Source organism: Rhizobium sp. LEGMi-198b, from assembly GCF_054114205.1.
Map to the genome: position 1 here is coordinate 137,326 of NZ_JBSYVH010000004.1, position 15,818 is coordinate 153,143.

At 56.7% G+C, this 15,818-nt stretch carries 17 protein-coding genes and 2 tRNA genes; 12 read left to right on the plus strand and 7 right to left on the minus strand.

The window, feature by feature from the left end; translation table 11 throughout:
* Positions 1–57 precede the first annotated feature (57 nt).
* Entirely contained in the window at positions 58–327 is a 270-nt protein-coding gene (gene rpmA / locus ACXHXG_RS17160) for a 50S ribosomal protein L27 (protein WP_104824874.1), read from the minus strand.
* Between the two features lie 32 nt (positions 328–359).
* Positions 360–677, minus strand: a complete 318-nt coding sequence (gene rplU / locus ACXHXG_RS17165) for a 50S ribosomal protein L21 (protein WP_028753733.1) — start codon at positions 675–677, stop codon at positions 360–362.
* 308 nt (positions 678–985) lie between these two features.
* Between rplU and ACXHXG_RS17170 the strand changes: the two genes are divergently transcribed.
* A tRNA-Ser gene (locus ACXHXG_RS17170) sits at positions 986–1,075 on the plus strand.
* A 425-nt stretch (positions 1,076–1,500) separates the two neighbouring features.
* Here the strand turns inward: ACXHXG_RS17170 and ACXHXG_RS17175 are convergent.
* Together ACXHXG_RS17175 and ACXHXG_RS17180 are read right to left on the minus strand one after the other, a co-directional pair.
* Entirely contained in the window at positions 1,501–1,719 is a 219-nt protein-coding gene (locus ACXHXG_RS17175; RefSeq protein WP_104824873.1) for a hypothetical protein, read from the minus strand.
* Between the two features lie 658 nt (positions 1,720–2,377).
* Positions 2,378–3,286, minus strand: a complete 909-nt coding sequence (locus ACXHXG_RS17180; RefSeq protein ID WP_104824872.1) for a DUF1003 domain-containing protein — start codon at positions 3,284–3,286, stop codon at positions 2,378–2,380.
* 488 nt (positions 3,287–3,774) lie between these two features.
* On the opposite strand from ACXHXG_RS17180, the gene ACXHXG_RS17185 reads away from it, so the two are divergent.
* The gene (locus ACXHXG_RS17185; protein ID WP_457900083.1) at positions 3,775–4,731 is read left to right on the plus strand and encodes a phytanoyl-CoA dioxygenase family protein; all 957 of its coding nucleotides are present in this window, start codon (positions 3,775–3,777) and stop codon (positions 4,729–4,731) included.
* 49 nt (positions 4,732–4,780) lie between these two features.
* Here ACXHXG_RS17185 and ACXHXG_RS17190 read toward each other — a convergent pair whose 3' ends face one another.
* Complete coding sequence (locus ACXHXG_RS17190; protein ID WP_104825277.1) at positions 4,781–5,071, minus strand: BufA1 family periplasmic bufferin-type metallophore; 291 nt, start codon at positions 5,069–5,071, stop codon at positions 4,781–4,783.
* 370 nt (positions 5,072–5,441) lie between these two features.
* Between ACXHXG_RS17190 and ACXHXG_RS17195 the strand changes: the two genes are divergently transcribed.
* The 10 genes from ACXHXG_RS17195 (at position 5,442) to ACXHXG_RS17240 (ending at position 13,470) form a co-directional block, all read left to right on the plus strand.
* Positions 5,442–6,008 (plus strand): sigma-70 family RNA polymerase sigma factor, encoded by a 567-nt coding sequence (locus tag ACXHXG_RS17195; protein ID WP_104824870.1) that lies wholly within the window; start codon positions 5,442–5,444, stop codon positions 6,006–6,008.
* On the plus strand, positions 5,995–6,630 hold the full coding sequence (locus ACXHXG_RS17200) for an NrsF family protein (RefSeq protein WP_457900084.1): 636 nt from the start codon (positions 5,995–5,997) through the stop codon (positions 6,628–6,630). The genes ACXHXG_RS17195 and ACXHXG_RS17200 overlap by 14 nt, the downstream gene beginning before the upstream one ends.
* Positions 6,631–6,815: 185 nt before the next feature.
* A tRNA-Gln gene (locus ACXHXG_RS17205) sits at positions 6,816–6,889 on the plus strand.
* A 345-nt stretch (positions 6,890–7,234) separates the two neighbouring features.
* Positions 7,235–7,879 (plus strand): DUF433 domain-containing protein, encoded by a 645-nt coding sequence (locus ACXHXG_RS17210; RefSeq protein WP_457900085.1) that lies wholly within the window; start codon positions 7,235–7,237, stop codon positions 7,877–7,879.
* A gap of 17 nt (positions 7,880–7,896) precedes the next feature.
* On the plus strand, positions 7,897–8,274 hold the full coding sequence (locus tag ACXHXG_RS17215; protein WP_457900086.1) for a DUF5615 family PIN-like protein: 378 nt from the start codon (positions 7,897–7,899) through the stop codon (positions 8,272–8,274).
* Positions 8,275–8,651: 377 nt separating this feature from the next.
* Positions 8,652–9,719: a dTDP-glucose 4,6-dehydratase gene (gene rfbB / locus ACXHXG_RS17220; protein WP_457900087.1), complete on the plus strand. Its 1,068-nt coding sequence runs from the start codon at positions 8,652–8,654 to the stop codon at positions 9,717–9,719.
* Positions 9,716–10,615: a dTDP-4-dehydrorhamnose reductase gene (gene rfbD / locus ACXHXG_RS17225; protein ID WP_457900088.1), complete on the plus strand. Its 900-nt coding sequence runs from the start codon at positions 9,716–9,718 to the stop codon at positions 10,613–10,615. Before rfbB ends, rfbD begins: the two co-directional genes overlap by 4 nt.
* A gap of 81 nt (positions 10,616–10,696) precedes the next feature.
* Positions 10,697–11,584, plus strand: coding sequence for a glucose-1-phosphate thymidylyltransferase RfbA (gene rfbA / locus ACXHXG_RS17230; RefSeq protein WP_457900089.1), 888 nt, complete (start codon positions 10,697–10,699; stop codon positions 11,582–11,584).
* 68 nt (positions 11,585–11,652) lie between these two features.
* Positions 11,653–12,204, plus strand: a complete 552-nt coding sequence (rfbC, locus tag ACXHXG_RS17235) for a dTDP-4-dehydrorhamnose 3,5-epimerase (protein ID WP_457900090.1) — start codon at positions 11,653–11,655, stop codon at positions 12,202–12,204.
* Positions 12,205–12,327: 123 nt separating this feature from the next.
* Positions 12,328–13,470, plus strand: coding sequence for a glycosyltransferase family 4 protein (locus tag ACXHXG_RS17240; protein ID WP_457900091.1), 1,143 nt, complete (start codon positions 12,328–12,330; stop codon positions 13,468–13,470).
* Positions 13,471–13,513: 43 nt separating this feature from the next.
* Here the strand turns inward: ACXHXG_RS17240 and ACXHXG_RS17245 are convergent, their stop codons facing one another.
* Complete coding sequence (locus tag ACXHXG_RS17245; protein WP_104824863.1) at positions 13,514–14,914, minus strand: O-antigen ligase family protein; 1,401 nt, start codon at positions 14,912–14,914, stop codon at positions 13,514–13,516.
* Between the two features lie 146 nt (positions 14,915–15,060).
* A complete protein-coding gene (locus ACXHXG_RS17250) occupies positions 15,061–15,636 on the minus strand; it encodes a sugar transferase (RefSeq protein WP_457900092.1) in 576 nt (191 codons plus the stop codon).
* Between the last annotated feature and the right edge of the window lie 182 nt (positions 15,637–15,818).

Genomic DNA, 15,818 nt, shown 5'->3' on the forward strand with positions numbered 1-15,818 from the left:
GAACCTGATGCTTCAGCCGGGTCGATGAGACGCCGGCTGTTTTAGAGCGCTACCGGCTTATTCCGCTGCTTCCGCTTTCGGCATTACAGAGACGTATACGCGGCCATTGGCCTTCGTACGGTAGTCCACGTTGCCCGCCGTAAGCGCAAAAATCGTGTGATCCTTGCCGAGGCCGACATTGGCGCCCGGATGCCACTGCGTACCGCGCTGACGCACGATAATGTTGCCTGCGAGGACGGCTTCGCCGCCGAACTTCTTCACGCCAAGGCGCTTGGATTCGGAATCGCGACCGTTGCGCGAGGAACCGCCAGCTTTTTTGTGTGCCATTGGAGTTCTCCTTTAAACCTTAATCCCGTTACTTACTTGGCAGCCACGATGTCCGTGATGCGGACGACCGTGTGATGCTGGCGATGGCCGCGCGAACGCTTCGAGTTCTGACGACGGCGCTTCTTGAAGGCGATGACCTTCTTGCCGCGGTTGTGCTCGACCACTTCGGCCTTGACGGAAGCGCCCTTGACGAAGGGAGCACCAATCGCAGCGTCGGCGCCTTCGCCGATAACGAGGACTTCGGTGAATTCTACGGTGTCGCCGGCGGTGACTTCAAGCTTCTCGATGGTCAGCACGTCGTTTGCTGCCACACGGTACTGCTTACCGCCGGTCTTGATGACTGCGAACATTTTTTATCCTTTCATGTTCGTTCCGGCTCTCTCGCCCGAAAGGACAAGCGGCCGTCTTTTTATCAGTCTAAGTTTAGCAGGGATTCCAAAGGCTTGCGGCCTCGAAAAAGATCTGCCGGTGAAACCTCACACAGAGCGAGGCGGCCAAGGCACGGACTTATCCACACCTATTGCGTCGCACGGGATATATAAGGGCCTGTGATCTGTCAAGGCAAAAGGATGAAAAGCTTGAATATTCACCCTTGCCATCCCATCCTTCTCTCGCTATGAGAACGCCCGCGCCGAGAAACGCGCCGACCAGCATAACCGGAGAGGTGGCAGAGTGGTCGAATGCACCGCACTCGAAATGCGGCATGCCTGCAAGGGCATCGTGGGTTCAAATCCCACCCTCTCCGCCATTGTCTTGTGCAGAATGCTGATTTTCCGGTTTCCCAAGCTGGAAGCCTTCCGCCAAAAGCCGAGCCCAGCCCGCCGATTGAATACGCCCAGCCTACCGAAAATGTAAAAGAAACATCGTTGGCCCGACCAAAGTCATGGCGAAGATGAATAGTGATATGCCGAGCTTCAGTATCTTCATGCGGCGTGTTTTCACGCCATCCCAGTCGTAGTCCATGGCTATATCCCCCTTCCTTATTTGCACCGAGTTCGACGGCGCATTAGGAGTATCTTGTATGAGGGATGTGCGAGGCTTGCCGCGCTGCTGGGGAGTCTTTCTTCGACCGCCAGAGCGGCGTGCGTTCATTTGAACGCACGAAGGTCGCTCCGGTCTTTTGAATGGGTGTACTTTTCGCTTTCGGTCGATTTCGCCTGAAAGCGGGATGCTCTACGTGCGATGGAAGACTTCGTCCGTTAGCAGCAAAAGGAAATTCTCGTCGTCCAGTTTGTTGGCGATCTGGCCGTCTTCCGTCATGTAATCGAAAACGGGGCCTCCCGGTCGGTCCGAGAAGGCGAATTTGGGCCATTTCAATTGTTCGATAATGACGATGCGGCGTCCGGCGTCATTTTCGCATGCTATTCTTTTGGTCTCCTCGAAGTAGGTCATGGCGACACCTCAGTAGTAGTTCCAAACTGAAGCTTAGGTCGCGCTAACAGCGAGTCAACCTTAACATCGTGGCTAACGCGTAAGTATTATCGCGCCCCGCGCCCTTCATTCGATCTATCGCCTTGGGCGGCATCACGAAAATCGCCGTTCGATGAACTCTCCAGTGCGCGGTCTCATCCGTTTTAGCTACTTTAAGAGTGCTAAATTGACCAACAACAACTTAAGGTTTATTGTTGTCTCTCTAACATAATGGAGAGGGGCATGAGAACGTTCGTGTGTTTTCTCGTCGTATTTTGGGGTGCTACGGCCGCAGGCGCAGCGCAAAACATTATACGTGTGTCGTCGATAATACCCGCAGCCGAGATCGCAGAAAGTGCCTTGTTGCTGCCGGGCCGCACGGACACGACCGGTTGCGTCTATACTAAAAAATACGGTCCTGACGGGGTTCGACTATGCTGCCGGCGGGCTGCCGGCTTACCGTCGAGCGAATCTGCGCCGGCAAAAGCGCGGGTGGTCGTTCACCCGTAGCCTTGCTCGCATTGCCCGGATTTCGAAAACCGGGTGCATTTGCTGTTTGAATGAGGAGGCCGGGGCGACGACGGCGGCCTCTCAACGTGTATGCCTGTGTAGAGCCGATGCGCTAGCGGACGGCCGGACCCTACTCCTGTGAATCATCAGACTCTTCGGGCTTGGGCTTGGCGCCGAAGAGGCTCTTCAAGGCATTGGTCTTCACTTTCGATGCCTTGCTGACTTTCAGGGCGCGCGTGGCCGCCTTGGCTTGTTCCAGCATCATCTCGATCTGGATCTGCTGGATTTCGGTCAGCCGCTCCCATTGGCGATTGAGCAGATGGTCGACTTTTTCGTGCAGGTGGCGGATTTCCAGTTCGGCTTTCAGGTTGACCTTATAGTCGTTGAGGGCACGCAACCGGTCCTTTGCTTCCTGCCGGCGCTGGCTCATCATGATGATCGGCGCCTGCAGGGCGGCGATGGTCGAAAGGATCAGGTTCAGCAGGATGAAGGGATAGGCGTCGAAGGCTTTGCTTTCGCCCATGGCGAGGTTGATGCCCATCCACACCGTCAGGAACAAGCAGAACGAGATGATGAAGGTCCAACTGCCGCCGAAGGCCGCGACCATATCGGCCATGCGGTCGCCGATGGAGCGATGATCCTCGTAATCCTCTTCGATGTTTTCGGCCAGCGTGTCGTGCGTCTTCAGGCTTTCGACGACTTCGTCTTCCAGGTTCGAAAGCTCGCCGCGCTCGTCCGTCAGCAGTTCGGCGATATATTGGGCGCGATAGTCGTCCATCGCCTTGCGGCTGATATAGTCGTCGGAGCGGATGCCCGGATGTTTCTGGCGCACGAATTCCGCAAGCGATGGGCGCAGGTCATCGAAATGGACCGCATCCTTCTTCTTGAGGGTTGCGCCGGTAATGGCGTCGACGAGCTTGACCGACTTGGCCTTCGCCTGCGCGAGGCTTTTCGTATAGTCGTCCATCTCCACGGTCGCTGCTTCGCCTTCGCCCGCGTCAAAATCGACTATACCTTCCGCCGGATCTGTCTCTGTCATATCGCCCTCTTTCGCAGTTGCTGGTCGTCTAGCCGATGATCGGAACAGGATTGTGACTGTAGATTGGCGGCGCGATTGGCTTTGACAAAACTGTTCCGGTTCTGCCTCAGTCTCGGCCGGCCACTCCTTCTCTGTAAATGCTTCCTAGCGATCTTATCCTAAGCAATGGCAAATAAATTTATGCTGCAGGTGCGTTGGCGGAGCGAATGATGCTCCATTCGCCCATCGCCAGAAATATATTAGCAACATTTAACAACTGATCCGTGAGTCGTTGAAATCGCTTGTAAAATCGTAAGGCGATTGCCTCGTAAATTTTCGTCAAACAAGCAGAAATGTGCGTTTTGAGCCCCTTGACCATGGTGAGTGGGTTTCTATTTGCCGCAGTGCAGCAGGCGTCTTGCAACGCCTTACAGTGGCCAACTTCCAACGAATTTCTCAATAGGCCTCGGCCTGTTGCATGGATTTATGCGCGTGCGGAAAGGATACTTATGCACAATCCCCCGGCAGATGACTTGGAGTCCATCGCCCGGCAGGGCGGTCGTCTCAAGCGAATGGCTGTTCGCATACCCACCTATTTGACGGATGTGCGGGAAAATCCGGCTTGGTTGCCGATGTTTCTGCTGGCCAGAACGATGCCGTTTCGGCGCATGCATTGGTTCGCGACCAGGCGGCCGGTGGCGCGTCCAGGGGCCGGCACATCGATGTTCACGGGGGTCGAGTGCGATGCTGTCGTCAATGCGCTGCGAACCGACGGGCTTTTTCCCGGCCTGATACTACCCGACAATATTCATCGGGAAATTGCCGAGTTTGCCGGGAGCACCGGCTGCTTCGGCAATTTCGACAGGAAGCTGGAATTCGTGGCGCCCGAACATGCGGATGCGGAGGCGCGATTCGGGCGCTCGCTCCTCAGCGGGCATTTTTTCGAGCGTTCGCTCGATTGCGACGCGGTGCTGGCGGTTCAGCGCGATCCGCTGCTCGGGGACGTCGCCCGACACTATCTCGGCGGGCAGGCCCAGGTGATAACCACCCGCATCTGGTGGAGCTTTCCGACAAAATCGGCCTCCGAGTCCGAGTTAAGCCGTGCCTCGTTCAAATATCATTTCGACCTCGATGACTGGCGAATGCTGAAGTTCTTCTTCAATCTGGTCGATGTGGATGAAGGCACCGGCCCGCATGTCTTCGTCAAGGGCAGCCACAGACGGCGGCGGATGAAGCATCAATTGACGCTCCTCGTCGGCCATCCGGCGGAGGAGGTGCTTCGATTTTACGGAGAGGAAAGCGCCGTCACGCTGACCGGCAAGGCCGGTTTCGGCTTCGTCGAAGATCCCTTCGGTTTCCACATGGGCACCATGCCGACGCAAAAGCCGCGGCTGATGATGGAAGTCGGCTTCGGCGTTTCGAAACCGTCTCGCCGCCGATTCCATGGGGAGCCGGTCTTGCGGTAGATGATGGTCCATGGGCTCTGCCCGGACGCTGTTCATTCGGGCGGTTTTTTCAGATAGGCGCCGGTCCCTCTGCCAAGGTGCCATGGCCGTTCGGCGTCTGGATCGTTTCGCAGGTTCCGGCAGGAACCAGTTTCCAGGCATTCTGCTGGTAGTCGATTGTCGAGGTGCCGGCACAGGTGGTGCCCGCGCCGGTGGCGCAATCGTTCTGACCCTTGAGCGCAACGCCGTAGCACTTTTCCTTGGCCTTGCTGTCGGCTGCTGTAGCGGGAGCGGCGACAAGGGATGCGACCGCGGAGGCCAGCATGCCGGCAATGGCCACCGTGACGACGCTGTCTTTCATCATCCTGGCTCCCTCAAGCGTACAAAGCGTCGTTGCATTGCACTGACGTCGATAGAAACGCTCGGCGTATATTACAGCGTTAGCGGTGATTTTTGATTGCTGTCCAAATTCCTGCGAGAGCAGTCTATTACTCGATTCCTTGCATGTATACGGGAGCAGGGATGAGCTTTGGTTCTGTAAGCAGGGAAGATACCATGGCCGAGGGGGTATTATTAGACTGATCGTCAGATAGCGGCCTTTCCAAGCTGCACTCTTTCATGTCTCATAACGGTCGAATCACTGGCTGAAATCCGTTTTAGGCAAGGTTTTGCAAAAGAATGACCATTGCCGGTAACGAAATCGTGGGGTCGCGCGTAGAAGGAGATGTCGAATGAATTATTCGGCGCGCGAAGAGGAATGGGCAGTCTGGATGCGGGCAGCCATCGACGGCGATGCGCAGGCCTATCATCGCTTCCTGTCCACTGTCACTCCGCATTTGCGCGCCATGGCGCGCCGACGTTGCGATCAGTTCGGCGCGCCGGCAAGCGAGGCCGAGGACGTGGTCCAGGAAGTGCTACTGACGATCCATCTCAAACGCGGAACGTGGGACATCTCCCGTCCCATCGGGCCGTGGCTATCGACCATCGTGCGCAACAAGCTGATCGACAGCTTGAGGCGGCGCGGGCGGCATATGAGTGTGCCGATCGATGATGTCATCGATATTTTGGAGGCGGAAGAGCAGACGGATGCCTTGGACCGGCTCGATGTCGATCATATGTTGGAGCAACTGAAGGATCCGCAGCGAACCATCGTACGCTCGATTTCCGTCGAGGGAACAAGCGTGCGCGAGACGGCCGATCGGCTGAAGATGACGGAGGGTGCGGTGCGCGTCGCCCTGCATCGCGCATTGAAGGCGCTTGCCGCCTTATATCGGAGCGAGACCAGTGAAAACCGATGACCTCATCAATCTTCTGGCGCAGGATGCGCCGGTCCGCGCGCGGATCGGGCAGGCGCTGACGCTGGCGGTCGTCGGTGGCATCCTCATCAGCGGCGCGATCTTTTTCGCTGCGATCGGGTTTCGTCCCGATATCGGCAATGCCATGGAAACGATCCGCTTCCTGTTCAAATTCGTCGTCACCATTGCGCTGGCCGTCACCGCCGGTGCCGTCGTCTTCCGCATCGGCCGGCCCGGCGTATCGTTGCGCCCCTGGGGCTGGATGCTTTTTGTCGCCCCGCTATTGTTGGCTGCTGCCGCGCTGGCCGAAATGATGGTCATGCCGGCCGATAGCTGGGGCGCGCGGATGATCGGGCACAATGCCCGCTTTTGCCTGACCTTCATTCCGCTACTGTCGATCGGCCCGCTTGCCTGCTTCCTTTTCGCACTGCGCCAAGGCGCGCCGGAAAAGCCGGGTCTCGCCGGCGCGGTCGCCGGGCTCGCAGCAAGCGGCATCGCCGCCACCTTCTATGCTTCCAATTGCACGGACGACAGCCCGCTCTTTGTTTTGCTCTGGTATCCGATCGCCGTTGCTGCGGTGACGGCGGTTGGATATTTCGCTGGCAAGCGCATGCTGCGCTGGTGATGTAGCTGCTGTTGTCGGTGGCCAGCCGCTGTTTAGATAATGGCTGGAAACGCCGCTATTCAGGGACTATCTTGTCTCTTGCCCAAAAAATCGCATTCGCTGGCGTTAAAGTGTTTGCATCCGCGGCGAATTCCATTATAGAGGCGCTGCTTTCCCCGCGGGGGCGTCCATCGTCCGGCGGCTGTTGGGAAATAGTTCAATGGTAGAACAGCGGACTCTGACTCCGTTAATCTTGGTTCGAATCCAGGTTTCCCAGCCAATCACTTTCACTAATAAAATCAGTCGCTTAGGTATCTGAAGGTCTAGCGATTTTTGATTTCATATTGTGTTGCGCGCTGTTTCCTTTGATTTTCAGGCCTTTCCCAGAGATCACGGCAAATCCATGCAACATGGAGCGAGACACAGCGCTCGTGAATTTGGAGGCATCCCCGACATATTTTATAAAGCCCTGGCGCAAGCGCTCACGCCATGGCCGTCGACATTCTCGCCGATTTTGATACGCCTCGTCCAAGTCAGTACTAAGAAGATAACCTCGCAACAAAATGTGTTGGAGGGTCGTTTTTGTTAATAGTCCGGACTCAATCGAAATGATAATGTCAAGCCTATGAACGAAGAACTAACAAAGAACATCATCGCTGCATTCACCGAAGAACAGGTGGAACGGCTGACCGGTGTCAGTGTGCGTCAGTTGCGCAACTGGGACCGGACGGGCTTCTTTGTACCCAGTTTGGCATATGAGGATCGGAGCCAACCACTAAGCCGGTTGTATTCATTTCGCGACCTTGTTTCGCTCAAGATTCTGAATTCACTACGCAACGAACTCAACGTCTCTCTGCAGCATCTGAGGCAAGTGAAGGATAAACTCGCACATCTCGGCGACGATATGTGGTCGAAGACAATCCTTTTCGTGCTGAACAAGCGTGTTGCATTCGAAAACCCAGAGACGAGAGCTAAGGAAGAAATCGTATCCGGCCAGGGAATTCTTCAAATTCCGCTGGAGGTCGTGACAGGCGACATGCGGAGAGCCGTAGATGCAATGCGGAAAAGAGATGAGGCTTTGATTGGGCAGATTGAGCGCAAAAAAGGGGTTGCAAATAGCAAACCCGTTATAGCCGGAACGAGAATACCTGTTAGCTCAGTCAAGGCTTTTGCGGATGAGGGATACACAGTTGAACAAATTAGAGCTGAATATCCCACACTAACTGAGGCGGACGTCATCGCTGCCATCAATCATAAAAATGCTGCGTGAAACCTGGCGCTCCATCCATGAAGTTTCTCTTAGATGCGGGCGTCCCGGTTTCGGTTGGCAAAGCGCTTCAGTCCGGCACTCACGAGGTAATTTATTATCACGAAGTCTTGCCCGACAAAGCCACTGATCTGCTGGTATGTGAAACCGCGATGCAAAATGATGCGATATTGGTCGCTATTGATCTTGATATGAGGCGCATCGCAAATCGCTACGGAAACAATCCTCGTTTTGCAAAGCTCAATCTATTGCATTTGGGATGCAATGAAGTGATGGCGGCCAAGCGATTGGAGCAGGCTTTATCGCTCATCCAGACCGAATGGGAGTTTAAGCTCCTTAAACCATCCCGTAGACTTTGGTTTGAAATTACTGGTCAGTATTTTAAGACCTTCAGGTAATTAGATTGTCTGCCGTGCTGACAATTTGTGCCAGCTTAGCCGCTTACGGCCTGTCACTCGGATTCTACCTTACGAAGCTCCGCCTGCTCTCCCATGCTCACGTCCGGTAGCCGCCGCGAACGGGATGACGCCAATCGATATCATTTCTTGATCGGCGGATTCTCGGTGTATTGCTCCCGAGTGCACATCTTTTCCCGAGCGAAATCGCAACAGGCTGGGACAATCTGTGAGCGAATTCGCAGTGACAGCTTTCCAAAACGTTTGTGGACGTTGTACAAGTCGGGCATTCATCGACAGTATTTCCTGGCATTATAGGTCTGGCGACCGCGATGCATATTAGAAGTTGTATTTAAAGTTTAGATGAGACTAAAAGCGAAATGACGATACTGGTTTCTGGTGGCGCCGGGTTCATCGGCGGGAATTTCGTTCTCGATTGGCTCGATCAGTTCGATGAAACGGTGATCAATCTCGACAAGCTGACCTATGCCGGCAATTTGGGCACGCTCAAAGAATTGAGCGGCGACGATCGCCATGTGTTCGTTCACGGCGATATTGGTGACCGCGATTTGGTCGGTGACCTCCTCGCCACCCATAGGCCGCGCGCCGTCATCAACTTTGCCGCCGAAAGCCATGTCGACCGCTCCATTCATGGACCTGGCGAGTTCATCCAGACGAATGTCGTCGGCACATTCAATCTGCTCGAAGCGGTCCGCGGCTATTGGGACGGCTTGCCGGGCGAAAAGAAGCAGGCGTTTCGCTTCCTTCATGTCTCGACCGACGAGGTCTATGGCACGCTTTCAAAGGACGATGCGCCGTTCAACGAGCTCAATCGATACGAACCGAACAGCCCCTATTCCGCGAGTAAGGCGGCGTCCGACCATCTGGTGCGGGCCTGGCATCATACTTATGGCCTGCCGGTATTGACGACGAATTGCAGCAATAATTACGGCCCCTATCATTTTCCTGAGAAGCTGATCCCCCTGGTGATCTTGAATGCCTTGGCGGGCAAGAGCCTTCCGATCTATGGCGATGGCCAGCAGATTCGCGATTGGCTCTATGTCAGGGATCACTGCAGCGCTATTCGCCGGGTGCTTCAATACGGCAAGGTCGGGGAGACCTATAATGTCGGCGGCTGGAACGAGAAGCCCAATCTCGACGTCGTGCATACGATCTGCAGCATTCTCGACGAGTTGCGGCCCAAGTCTGGCGGCGGTCGTTACAAGGACCAGATTGCCTTCGTGAAGGACAGGCCCGGTCACGATCGCCGCTATGCGATCGATGCCCGCAAGCTCGAACGCGAATTGGGCTGGAAGCCCGAAGAGACCTTCGAGACCGGCATTCGCAAGACGATCGAATGGTATCTCGCTAATCAGGATTGGGTGGGGAACGTCACCAGCGGCGCTTACCGCGAATGGGTCGGCAAGCAGTATGAGGTTCAGGCGTGAGCGCGCTTCTGATCACCGGCGCCAATGGTCAGGTCGGCTTCGAATTGCAGCGTTCTCTGGCGTCGTTGGGCCAAATAATTGCCGCGACGCGTGCCGAGATGGATTTGGCCGATGAAGCGAGCATCCTCTCCGTGCTCAAGAAATATAAGCCGGCTATCATCGTCAATCCCGCCGCCTATACGGCCGTCGATCGCGCCGAGAGCGAAAGGGAGCAGGCGATGGCGGTCAATGCCGCAGCGCCCGGCGTGCTGGCGCGCTGGGCTGCCGATAACGGCGCCTATCTCCTGCACTATTCGACGGACTACGTCTTCGACGGGATGAAAGCCGATCCCTATGCGGAGAGCGACCCGGTCAATCCGCAGTCGGTCTATGGTGAAAGCAAGTGGCTGGGCGAAGAGGCGGTGCGCTCCGCCGGCGCAAATCATGTCATCCTGCGGACAAGCTGGGTTTACGGGCATCACGGCAACAACTTCCTCAAGACCATCCTGCGGCTGGCGCAGGAGCGCAGCGCTCTGAATGTCGTTGCCGACCAAGTCGGTGCACCGACTTCGGCGACGCTGATTGCAGATGTCACGCGCCGGATCATCGAGGTCGTCAGTGGTTCGAATGCGCCTGATGTGTCAGGCACCTATCACCTGAGCGCCGGGGGCAATACGTCATGGCATGGCTATGCCACGCATATCGTCCGCGAAGCTTCGGCGAAAAACGTCAATCTTGCTCTGACGCTCGATGCTCTCAAGCCGATTTCGACCGCCGAATATCCGACGCCGGCGAAGCGGCCACAAAATTCCAGACTGGACTGCGCGAAATTGACGGATTGTTTCGACTTGCGTCTTCCAGCGTGGCAGGAAGGCGTGAATGACGTGATTGAAAGGCTTGCACGGGCCATCAATTGAAGGCGCAAATTTCCATAATTATAATTTATAATCAAATAGTTGATTAGCTGTAAGACGAATTCGATACGAGACGTTTTTCCAATGAATAAAGCACGTAAAGGCATCATACTCGCCGGCGGATCCGGGACTCGCCTGTACCCCGCCACCCTTGCCGTCAGCAAGCAGCTCCTGCCGATCTACGACAAGCCGATGATCTACTATCCGCTGACGACTTTGATGTTGGCCGGCATTCGCGAAATCCTGATCATTTCGACCCCACAGGATACGCCTCGTTTCGAACAGTTGCTGAGAGACGGAAGCCAGTGGGGCATCAAGCTCGACTATGCGGTTCAGCCGAGCCCGGATGGTCTTGCCCAGGCGTTTCTCATCGGCGCGTCGTTTCTCGATGGTGCTCCGTCCGCCCTGGTGCTGGGAGACAACATCTTCTACGGGCACGATTTCACCAAGCTTCTTCATCAAGCAAACGAGAAGCAGGGCGGCGCCACTGTTTTTGCCTACCACGTGCAGGATCCGCAGCGTTACGGCGTGGTCGAGTTCGATTCGCAGGGGCGTGCGATCAGCCTCGAAGAAAAGCCGAAAGTCCCCAAGAGCCACTATGCCGTCACCGGGCTCTATTTCTACGACGCCGATGTCGTCAATGTGGCGAAGTCCATACGTCCCTCGCCGCGCGGCGAATTGGAAATAACCGATGTCAACGCGCATTACCTCAGGGCAGGGCAGCTCGACGTCCAGACGATGGGCCGTGGCTATGCCTGGCTCGACACCGGCACGCATGAATCGATGCTGGAGGCGAGCCATTACATCGCCACCATCGAAAGCCGGCAGGGCCTGAAGGTCGCCTGCCCCGAGGAAATCGCCTATCGGAGCCGCTGGATCGACGCTTCCCAGGTCGAGGCCCTGGCCGATCCGCTGAAGAAAAATGCTTATGGGCAGTATCTTCTCGGGATGCTGCGGGAACGGGTATTTTAACAACGCGCTTGGTGATGCCGCGCGCTGCCGGCCGCGCCAATGCGGGCTGAGCGAAGCAGGAAAGACAGATGAAAGCCATCGATACCGCCATACCGGACGTCAAGATCATCGAACCCACGGTGTTTGCCGACGATCGCGGTTTTTTCTTTGAGAGCTTCAGCCAGGTTAAATTCGAAGCAGCGACCGGACTAAGCCCGACATTCGTGCAGGACAATCACAGCCGGTCCGGGAAAGGCGTCCTGCGCGGCCTGCATTATCAGTTGCCGCCACGCGCTCAGGCCAAGCTCGTCCGGGTCGTCATCGGAGAGGTGTACGATGTCGCCGTCGACATCAGACGGTCTTCCCCGACCTTCGGCCAGTGGGTCGGTGTGCTTCTGTCGGAGGAGAACAAGCGCCAGCTTTGGATTCCGGAAGGGTTTGCGCACGGGTTCCTGACCTTGAGCGACCACGTCGAATTCCTTTACAAGACCACTGATTATTATGCTCCGGAGAGCGATCGCGGCATTCGCTGGGACGATCCGGAGCTTGCGATCGATTGGAAAACCGCCATCGACGATCTGACGCTTTCCGGTAAGGATCAGCGGCAACCGCTGCTGGTGGATGCCGAAATATTCGATTGATCCCGCATTCTCCGGGCGCTTCGCGGGGCTGCCGAAGATGGCGGGTTGTGATTGATCTGACATCCGGATCTTCGAGCGATAGCGGTTATGGACCTGCGCAGCTTCTCTCGCTACAGGAGGGACATGCGCGTTCTACATTTTTTCAAAACATATTGGCCGGATACGTTCGGCGGGGTCGAGCGGACAATCCATGCGATCGTCAAGGGCGTCGTAAGACACGATATACAGTCCGATGTCCTCTCGCTCAGCAAGACGCCGGAGAAAAACACCGTCGAATTCGACGGCCATATGGCTCACAAGGCGAAGCTTGATCTTGAATTTGCCTCCACCGGCTTTTCGCGCGAGGCATTCGGGCGTTTTCGGGCGTTGAGCCGGAAGGCCGACATTGTCCACTATCATTTTCCATGGCCGATGATGGACATCGTCCATCTTGCCATCCCGCCCGGCAAGCCGACGGTCGTAACCTACCATTCCGACATCGTGAAGCAGAAGTTCCTGCTGAAACTCTATGGGCCTGTCATGCATCGCTTTCTCGCGAGCGTTGACAGTATCGTTGCGACATCCCCGAATTATCTGGCGACGAGCGAAGTCCTACAGCGCTACAAGGATAAGACCGCCGTCATCCCGCTCGGTCTGGATGAGGCGGATTATCCCAAGGCGAGTGAAGAGGATAAAGCGCGTTGGCGCACGCGGTTTCCCAAGCCGTTTTTCCTCTTCGTCGGCGTGCTACGCTACTACAAGGGCGTTCACATCCTTCTTGAGGCGGCGCGACAGACAGCCAGCGATATCGTCATCGTCGGCGAAGGTCCGATGGAGGCGTCCTTGAAGGCCTATGCGCAGCAGAACAATCTCAAAAACGTCTTCTTTTTGGGTGCGCTGCCGGATGCCGATAAGACCGCTCTTCTCGAACTATGCACCGGGGTCGCATTCCCTTCCAACCTCCGCTCGGAAGCATTCGGCCTTTCGCTCGTCGAAGCCGCGATGTTCGGCAAGCCGATGATTTCCTGTGAAATCGGCACGGGCACCAGTTTCGTCAACCAAAACGGCAAAACGGGCTATGTCGTGCGCCCCGACGATCCGCCGGCGCTTGCGGAGGCGATGAAGCGTCTTGTGAACGATGCTGAAGCGGCGGCGTCCCTGGGCGCAGGGGCTCGCCTGCGATATGAAGAATGCTTTACCGCAGAGCGGATGGGGAATGCCTATGCAGCGCTCTACAAAAGACTGCACGGTCAAACGTCTTCCGGCTCAATGGAAAGAAAGCGCTGAAGGGGCTCGGCGACCGAGGGTTGCCGCGCCGACCCGCTCATGATCAAGCGCTGACAGCCTCTGCCTGTTGTTTTTTCGCCGGTATCAGCAGGCGTCCCCCGCTCAAGCGGATGCTGCACCAACAGGCGAAGGCGGAGCTGGTCAACGCAAAGCTTTCGCCGATCGCGAGGCGGTTGTTGGAGTTGCTGAGCAGCGTCAATGAAAAGAAGAATAGGCTGACGGCATAGGCATGCCAGGCGGTGCGCGGTATGAGGCCCGCCTTACGGGCACGCCAGACATTGACGATGAGCCCAGTGAGAATGACCGTCATGACAAGGCCGCCGAACAAGCCGTGCCGCACCAGCATCTCGAGATAGCCGTTGTGCAGCAGCGTGTATTGGACGTTGGCATAGCGCGTGTGCTTCCAGCGTTCCACCCATTGGCCGCCCCAGCCGAAGATTGGCGCGGAGGAGAACAGTTCCCAGCCGTTCGACCAGAGCTGCAGCCGTGCGTCCATGGCAAAGGGCGTGGTATCGGAGGTGATCGTGCTCGACACGGCGTCACCGAGATTTTGGCTCTTGGTGATGTTGTCGATCATCTCGATGGTGGAAGACACCGTCGGGCCGGCGGTCTTTTCGATATTGTGCCGCACCGCATAGGCGCCGGCCAGCAGAAGCACCGCGGTGCAGGCGACGACGATAAGGCCGGTTTTCAAGCGTAGATAGGTCAAGGTCACCAATCCCAGCACCGGCAGTGTGGCGGCAAGCGCCAGCCAGACGCCCTTCGACTTGGCGCCGTAGATGGCGATCAGACAGAGAATGGCAATCAACGGCGAGACGATGTAGGCGAAGCGGGCGATCAAACGACTGCTGGATTTGTCCGTCAGATAATGCAGCAGCCAGAAAGCGGTGAGGATCAGGATCAGGCCGCAGGCGACCGCGCCGTGAATCTGATTGTTCATGATCAGCGGGCGCACCGTTTCGCCGGCAAAGACGTCGCGGAAGTGCTGCGTCGCGATCAACATGATCAGCACGACGGCAAAAACTGCGGCGATGATTTTTTCCAGCACCGGTTCGTAGAGCAAGAAGGCGACGCCAAGGATCGGAAAAAAGAACGGATAGGCATAGAGCCAGTCGGACGCGCCGATCGAATGCTCAGGGGTCATGAGGAAGATGGCGACAAAGCGGATGAGCACGTAGGCGCCCCAACCCATGCACAGCCAACCAAGCCAGTTGGTGCTTGGGCGCACCAGCGCCTTCCGGTAGTAGTGGAGGGCGATGAGCGCGAGGAACGGAGCGACATACCGATAGGCGGCGCTTTCGATGAATAGCGGCGAAATGATCACCAGCCACAGCAAGCTGCCCAGGATGATCAGGCGCTGCGGCAGGACGACGGGCACCAGTTCGCCGGCATTGTTTCCGGACGCGAGATCGACGGGTGGTTTATTCGTCTGCAACTGTGCCAATAGTGCGTCCGCCTTTGTTCCTATTTCAGCCAGCAGCCGGTGTCCGTTGCCAGTAAGGTCGCAAGCGGGCAGGAATACGGCATTTTGGTGACCGGCATTTTGCGTGCTCTGTTTATGATATCAAAACCTTTGATATCGCCGTCCCGTTAATGCGTCACTCCATCACTGCGCAGAACTTTCAGCACCGTCAGGACGATGATCTTCAGATCGAAAAGAAACGAGCGCCGGCGCAGATAGTCTTCGTCCAAAGCCACTTTCTGCGGGATCGGCAGTTCGTCGCGGCCGTTGACCTGCGCCCAGCCGGTTAGGCCCGGCGGTAGGGCGTCGACGCCGCGCTCGGTACGCAGCGCAATCAGGTCATGCTGGTTGAAGAGGGCCGGGCGAGGGCCGACGATGCTCATCTCGCCCTTCAGGATGCACCAGAGCTGCGGCAGTTCATCCAGGCTGGATTTGCGCAGGAAGGAACCGATCGGCGTCAGATAGGCGTTGGCGTCCTTCAGCAGATGGGTGGCAACCGCCGGGGTGTCGGTCCGCATGCTGCGAAATTTCGGCATGCGAAAAATCCTGTTTTCACGGCCGACACGGTCCGACCAGTAGAGTACGGGGCCGCGGGAGGTCAGCCGGACGGCGATGGCGACGATCAGGATCGGGATGGAAAGGACCACGGCTGCGCCGAGGGCGGCCAGGAAATCGAAAAGGCGCTTGGCAATGGTATAGGGCATCGTTTCCGTTGGTTCTGCCGGTGCTCGTGTCTCAATTGCGCCGATAAGGGCTTTCTGCGGAGTGCATCTCATATCACGGACTTGTTCACAATCGCCCTCATCACGAATTTTGCCGGGCTTGTTCCCTGCAAAGGGAATGTGCAAAGCATGGCGGGAGTGAAAACCGGGCAGAACGAGGGGTA

What these genes read in the sequence shown, in the direction of transcription:
- rpmA (WP_104824874.1), bottom strand. Translation starts at nt 327, where the DNA reads ATGGCACACAAAAAAGCTGGCGGTTCCTCGCGCAACGGTCGCGATTCC.
- rplU (WP_028753733.1), bottom strand. Translation starts at nt 677, where the DNA reads ATGTTCGCAGTCATCAAGACCGGCGGTAAGCAGTACCGTGTGGCAGCA.
- ACXHXG_RS17175 (WP_104824873.1), bottom strand. Translation starts at nt 1,719, where the DNA reads ATGACCTACTTCGAGGAGACCAAAAGAATAGCATGCGAAAATGACGCC.
- ACXHXG_RS17180 (WP_104824872.1), bottom strand. Translation starts at nt 3,286, where the DNA reads ATGACAGAGACAGATCCGGCGGAAGGTATAGTCGATTTTGACGCGGGC.
- ACXHXG_RS17185 (WP_457900083.1), top strand. Translation starts at nt 3,775, where the DNA reads ATGCACAATCCCCCGGCAGATGACTTGGAGTCCATCGCCCGGCAGGGC.
- ACXHXG_RS17190 (WP_104825277.1), bottom strand. Translation starts at nt 5,071, where the DNA reads ATGAAAGACAGCGTCGTCACGGTGGCCATTGCCGGCATGCTGGCCTCC.
- ACXHXG_RS17195 (WP_104824870.1), top strand. Translation starts at nt 5,442, where the DNA reads ATGAATTATTCGGCGCGCGAAGAGGAATGGGCAGTCTGGATGCGGGCA.
- ACXHXG_RS17210 (WP_457900085.1), top strand. Translation starts at nt 7,235, where the DNA reads ATGAACGAAGAACTAACAAAGAACATCATCGCTGCATTCACCGAAGAA.
- ACXHXG_RS17215 (WP_457900086.1), top strand. Translation starts at nt 7,897, where the DNA reads ATGAAGTTTCTCTTAGATGCGGGCGTCCCGGTTTCGGTTGGCAAAGCG.
- rfbB (WP_457900087.1), top strand. Translation starts at nt 8,652, where the DNA reads ATGACGATACTGGTTTCTGGTGGCGCCGGGTTCATCGGCGGGAATTTC.
- rfbA (WP_457900089.1), top strand. Translation starts at nt 10,697, where the DNA reads ATGAATAAAGCACGTAAAGGCATCATACTCGCCGGCGGATCCGGGACT.
- rfbC (WP_457900090.1), top strand. Translation starts at nt 11,653, where the DNA reads ATGAAAGCCATCGATACCGCCATACCGGACGTCAAGATCATCGAACCC.
- ACXHXG_RS17240 (WP_457900091.1), top strand. Translation starts at nt 12,328, where the DNA reads ATGCGCGTTCTACATTTTTTCAAAACATATTGGCCGGATACGTTCGGC.
- ACXHXG_RS17250 (WP_457900092.1), bottom strand. Translation starts at nt 15,636, where the DNA reads ATGCCCTATACCATTGCCAAGCGCCTTTTCGATTTCCTGGCCGCCCTC.